Raw genomic sequence first — 6,000 nt, forward strand, 5'->3', positions numbered from 1 at the left:
AGAGTGTTTTCGGGCTATGACGAAATTGTCGATGAAGTTTCAAAGGCATGGAATCACTTTATTTCAATCCCGGATCGAGTGAAGAAAATGTGCAATCGGGAATGGATTAAATTGATTTAATCTTTATGCGGAATGGTATTACTCTTTTAAACCGAGGGCTGGCACTGTCTTATACAAATCATTCAATGCATCAGTTAATTGTTGTGGATCAGGTATAATGTACGTATCGGTCACATCATCGCTAACATTTCCTATAGCCATTTAAAATTTGTACATTTTAAACAGCCGTAGTAAAAGTTATATCCGTCTATGTATACGCGAGTTGTTGTTTGAAGTAACTTATACTTCAAACAACACGAGTATTCACTTTGTACTTTTCTATTGTCCATAATTGAAAAAACCGGCCTGAAGAGGCCGGCAATTTCGCCCAAGTCCAGTGGTCGTAATGCCAAACGTGGAGCATGGGATAGCTATAAAATAGTAAACATACTACGTTCAAATGCAAGTAAATTTACAACTTAGTATCAAGCGGTAATTCAGTGAAGCTCATGTCTTTTAAGTGATAATCGTATAAGTATTTACCTTTGTCTTTAGGGTTTTTGTAATACTTTTCGTTGTATTCGCTCTTATTTTCTTTTTCCCATTCCTCAAAAAATACGTATCGCAGTTCGCTAATATCCACACCATCTTCAAAATTTTGCCCAGTAATAAATTTATGTATTTTCCCTTTGTGAATGACTATATGAGAACCAGCGTACATAGCCCAACTGTAATCCCAGTTACCTGATCCTAATTTTCTAGGGTGATACAAGTAAACATCATCCCCCATGTAATCACTCATTAAATGCAATGATACAAAATTTCCATTTGCTTCAAAAATTACATATGCAGACTTACTTTCTTGATCATATGACGAAACTCGACCAAGCCCAATGTATTGCCCGCAGTTATTTACAACAAGAATCAAATTTTCACATTGATTTTTGTTTTTATAGTTGATGATTCGCTGAGTACTTGTTGTCCTTTCTGACTCTATTTCAAGCCCTTTCTTGGCAGCAATTTCATCAAGCTTTTTCGAAGCTCTAGCAATAATACTTTCAGGATTTGCAAGTGCTGATTGACTTACATTCTCAACCTTAACTATAAATTGGACGTTCTTAGCTAAAGGCTCGTCTTCAATGATACTATCATTAATGGCTGTACTGGCTGCTCCAGTAAAATCTAACATTAACAGCTGACCTAGAGCCATTACACTCGAGCCAGGTACTTTGCGTGTCCCTGACTTTCCGTCAGCACTGTCCATAAACTTATTGCTGCCAGCTAAGCGCATTGTTGTTTTTGCAAATGAGTCATTCTCATTTGCTTGAAAGCTATCAAACACAATTGGCTCTTTTGTTGATGAACAAGCTGATAAAGTTAATGCCATGACTGAAGCTAAGGATATTTTAGTTATATTTTTCATAGATTTCCTCGTTTGTCCCGAAAGTGTCTCTATCGTACTTTATTATTTATATCGCGCAACTTTACAATCATTAATCATCATTATGGAAATAGCATGCTAATAGTCTCGGCACATATGAACAATCAATATCATCTGCATTTATGATACTTCTTGTTTCAATAGCTCTCTCAGCCAGTTCAGCGTCAACAGCTCTTTGTGTTGTTCTATCAACAGCGTTTTCTCGACCTTCATTATTAAGTAGTCGACCAGAACCAGTCAGCTTATCAAGGTCTTGATCAAAATCAGCAATACCAGACTCGATCATTATGTTAATCCATTCGCTTAAATCAATTTTATTCCAGTCTAGGTTAGACAGTTGTTCAGGGGTTAACCCCGGACAATTCCTTAATTTTGAACCATCAACTTCTTTTGTTGTATATTCTTCTAGGTCATGGCCAAGCATTGGGGATGCTTGTTCCATTATTATTCGAGATAGGATGGAGTCATAACAGCAATAATCTTGACGACGTAGATAGCAGACACCCAAAGCATCTTCAGCACAGTATTTCTTTCCTACGGGAATGCATTGTTTCGTAGCAAGCCTAATTCCCATATCCATTTCATACTCGTGGCAAGCAGTGAGCAAATTTAAAGCTAGTTTAATATATTGATACACCATGTATGCAGCATATACATAACCAATTACCGCTACGGCTTGACTTGCTCCTTCTGATAGCACCACTGTAGATACTCCATCCTCAACGGTTTTTTTCATTAATGCCTGTGCTAACTCCTCTGGAATCGAGTCATAAACGTAGTTCATAACCATTTGTTGTAGTTTTTCAATAGCTTGATCCGATAAAATATCCATTGCGGCCCCAGATGCATCAACCACCTCCCCTGCTGCATTACCTGCAGCAGTACTTGCCGCATCAGTAAATACTGTAGAAACTGAAGACCAGGCGCTTGAAACTGCTTCACCAGCAGTTGTAGCTGCATTAGCAATAGGTTCTCTCATACTCTGATAGCCGCCTACTACAGCATTACTGGTTCCATCTAGTCCAGCTACAAATGCATCTGCTTGTAGCATGCCATAAGCAGCTCGTGCATATTCATAAATATCAACACCATCAGGAGCCTCACAACAGTCATTACCTAAACCGCTTGGCTCCCAAGAGCAAAATTTACCTTCACCTTCAAAAATAGTGCACGTTGATGGGTCTGTAGGATCTTCACAGTTCATCCCATCTTCCATATGCTGTATTACTGTAGCCATAGCGAGAACATCTGCGAATTGATCATTAACTTCACTATTTGATGTTTCACAACTCCCTCCAACACAAGGCAATGTAGCCGCACAGGTATTCTGTGTTACGGAGCTTGTTACAGTCGAAACAATTTCTTCATCACATTGATACTCAATTGTGTAAGCGAAGCAAATATCATCGGCGTCATCTCGCTCCCAAAGCCACCCTTCAGCACATGTTCTCTCAATTTCTTGGCATTGCGTATCAGTTTGGTAGGTAGTGCAGTGGTTTGGTTGAGATTCTATCTCATCCCAGGAATAACATTGGAATTCATCCTCTATCCCTGCTGCTTTTTCTTCCAAAGTGGCTCTTCGAGTTACAATACAGTAATCTTCACCTTTAGTAGGATCACAATTGTATCCATCAAGGTTAACTCTCCAAGTTTTATTTCCTGTATCACCATTATAAAAAGGAGGGACTGTTTCTAATATTTCTGGGGGTAATCCAACGCTACCAACCTCGATATTTGTATAGCTATCAAATTTACAAAAACCTTCAAACCGGCTTTCAGTACCACCACTAATTGTGTCACTAAACCCTGCTAAGCCATTGCTTTCCTTAAGCTCACTTTCAATCGCATCATAGCAACCAGCTGGATACTGCTTGTTTTCCCCTACTTCACCAGTAAACCTGTATCTTACTTGAGCGTTCAAGATCCATTTTGTATCACCACTATCATCAGTTTTATCTTCAACTTGGACAATACCTTTTAAACCATTTGCACATGTTGGCGCTTGCAACTCTCGAATCCAAGTACTTTCATCAATACTTCCATCTAGTGTGGTGTTGGGCCAAGCACCAAGGCTTACCCTATTAATATTAGTATTATTAACTGTGCAGAAATCTTCAAAACTTGGACCTTCAAATTTCAGCTCTGTTGCAATTGAATCGGTTGGGGCTATTGTCTTAGCAGTTTGCTTCTTTAGGTCAAATTCTACTGTTAAAAACTGCTTCCCCTTACCCGCCATTTGCACTATTACGTCATAAGCAACTGGTGTAGCTCTTTCAACTTCGCAATATAAGCTATTGCTTGCAAGGGGTTGCATACACAAATGATTTGTTGATTGTGTTGATATAAATTCACGTGTTATGTCAACTGACTCGTCTGTACATGACGATAACCATGATCCGGTACCGTCAAGGGCATCATTCACTTCATTAAATCCGTAATTGAAAATACTGCTTCTGGGGTTTATTTCTGGGGGTTTATTGTCATTCTGAATTGATTGAATTGTTTGGTATACAGTTGCATCACTAGCAGTGTCAGTTTTCAAACTGTTTATTTTAGTGGTTCCTGAAGCATAAAACTCTGTCTCATTACCATAGTGACTGTCTGCCTCAAATGTTGTTTGAGAGTGATTTAGCTCTGAGCTAGTGTACTCGTTTTGATTAGAAACATGCTCAGTAACTTTTGATTCATCAATAGTCCCAACATAATTACCACTATCATCTTTTGTAAGCGAAACTCCTCCATTACTATAATTTGTAATTAAACCTCCACTAGCATTAGTCGATGGAACAACAGCTGACTTTGACATGTCTCTCGCAACATTTACGCTATCTTCAATCTGCTGCTGTGCATTGTCTCCATAATTACCATAAGCAGACAAATCAACTGTTCTAGATGTCTGTGGGGTTAGGTAGTATTTTTGAATTATCTCATTTTCTCGATTTGGATTTATGACTGTTTGATGTGGGTATTTTAATAACGTTTGATTTAAACGTTGATCATCGGAGCGGTTATTTGTTGGATCATCAGTTTTGTATTTTTGCTGAATTTGGTCAAACCGTTCCTGTGCAGCAATAGCTGTTTCAAATGGAGTGGCAATCGATAGTAACCCAGCCCATACCCCAATTACTGATACAGCAATGGTTTGACCAACCATGCTTGCAATAATTGTATATCCGGTTAATTTTTTCTTAAAACACTTCATTCAACATAGAGCCATGACAATTGATTTGAAGATATTTTAAAATCTATATTTCCATCTAAATCCTAATTTTTATTAGATTTTTAATTAAAATTTGCTCAATTAAAGCCACCTGATAGAGTAAACAGGCTCAGAGGTGCCTTTGCTCCATTATCATTTGATATACATGCCATGATCTATAGTGAGGATGGCCCTACACTAGAAAAAGAACTTCACAGAAGATTTGAGAGAGCAAGTAAACAAAGTAAATCCCAGAAAAGAGTTTTTCAAAACCTCTATAGCAGAGGTTAGACAAGTAGTTGAGCAACAGGATTTACTTGATGTTCATTGGAAACTGACAGCAGAAACTGCTGAATATAGGGAGTCTTTAGCAATAGAAAATGCTCGACAAGAACATAATGTCACCTAATAGCTAAACCTCTGTTATAGAATACCAAACCAGCAAAGTATAGAAGCACAAAAAGCAAATCCAGCGTCATTCTGGCTAAACTAGGATACAAAAGAAAAAAGCATACAAACTTAGGGATGAAGGTGAGTTTGTATGCTTGGGTATTGTTAATCAATTAGGAATTTGCTGGCTTAATAATTTATGAAATACACTTTAAATATAGAGGCTGTGCTTATTATTGTCAAACTTCCATACTTAAAAATTTTTCGAAACTTTATGAGCCCCCCTTATTCGACATTAAGGTGGCGCCCATAAGTGATTCACTTCACACTGTTGTTTCAATAACTCCATGTTTTTAATATTAACTTTTTATAGGTGGAGTAAAAAAACCGAAACAAGTATAAGCTTAATTTAATATTAAAATTAGATAAATCTAGGGGGTATCGCTCAATTACCTAGTAATTTTTTGCTAAAAACAAATTTTCCCAAATGAATCCCTAAATATGCAAAGGTAACGAACGCAATATGAGCTGCTATAAACATAGTTCACTCCCTAAGAGTAAACAAGACTATACGTCAGGTTAATAGTTTTCTAACTGACTTATCTCGGTGTGTTGAGAGTTTTAGTTCTAAGTATCTCTTTGCTTTTCCTTTACCCATGTGATCAAGGCACTCGCAAATAATTGAAACATTGTTACTTATCTCTTCTTCGTATTTTGGGCTCGTGTACTTGTGGTATGTTGTTTTCTTAAATCCAAATATGTGCATTGCTTGCTGTTTACTTAGCCTATATTTAGTGAACTACTCGCGCCTAAAGGCATCGAGCTTCCAAGATAATAGCCTAAGCTACTAACCTTTCTTTTTTGACGCTTCGTTGGACACCGCTAGTCGAGCTTTTGACTCGGCTAGTCTTACGATTGCCTCCACGTCCAC

Annotated in this window: 4 protein-coding genes; 1 reads left to right on the forward strand and 3 read right to left on the reverse strand. The window is 37.7% G+C overall.

Annotated elements, in window-relative coordinates:
- Nucleotides 1-138: 138 nt before the first annotated feature.
- From JIG41_RS23075 to traN, 3 genes are all read right to left on the reverse strand, one after another.
- Entirely contained in the window at nucleotides 139-261 is a 123-nt protein-coding gene (locus JIG41_RS23075; RefSeq protein ID WP_258536053.1) for a hypothetical protein, read from the reverse strand.
- 250 nt (nucleotides 262-511) lie between these two features.
- Entirely contained in the window at nucleotides 512-1,462 is a 951-nt protein-coding gene (locus JIG41_RS15475) for a hypothetical protein (RefSeq protein WP_138558887.1), read from the reverse strand.
- A gap of 70 nt (nucleotides 1,463-1,532) precedes the next feature.
- The gene (gene traN, locus JIG41_RS15480) at nucleotides 1,533-4,682 is read right to left on the reverse strand and encodes a conjugal transfer protein TraN (RefSeq protein ID WP_138558888.1); all 3,150 of its coding nucleotides are present in this window, start codon (nucleotides 4,680-4,682) and stop codon (nucleotides 1,533-1,535) included.
- Nucleotides 4,683-4,902: 220 nt separating this feature from the next.
- Between traN and JIG41_RS15485 the strand changes: the two genes are divergently transcribed.
- The gene (locus JIG41_RS15485) at nucleotides 4,903-5,088 is read left to right on the forward strand and encodes a hypothetical protein (RefSeq protein ID WP_063530423.1); all 186 of its coding nucleotides are present in this window, start codon (nucleotides 4,903-4,905) and stop codon (nucleotides 5,086-5,088) included.
- Nucleotides 5,089-6,000: the final 912 nt, after the last annotated feature.

The organism is Pseudoalteromonas sp. bablab_jr011 (genome assembly GCF_016464045.1).
Taxonomy (GTDB): domain Bacteria; phylum Pseudomonadota; class Gammaproteobacteria; order Enterobacterales; family Alteromonadaceae; genus Pseudoalteromonas; species Pseudoalteromonas lipolytica.

What these genes read in the sequence shown, in the direction of transcription:
- traN (WP_138558888.1), bottom strand. Translation starts at nt 4,682, where the DNA reads ATGAAGTGTTTTAAGAAAAAATTAACCGGATATACAATTATTGCAAGC.
- JIG41_RS15475 (WP_138558887.1), bottom strand. Translation starts at nt 1,462, where the DNA reads ATGAAAAATATAACTAAAATATCCTTAGCTTCAGTCATGGCATTAACT.
- JIG41_RS23075 (WP_258536053.1), bottom strand. Translation starts at nt 261, where the DNA reads ATGGCTATAGGAAATGTTAGCGATGATGTGACCGATACGTACATTATA.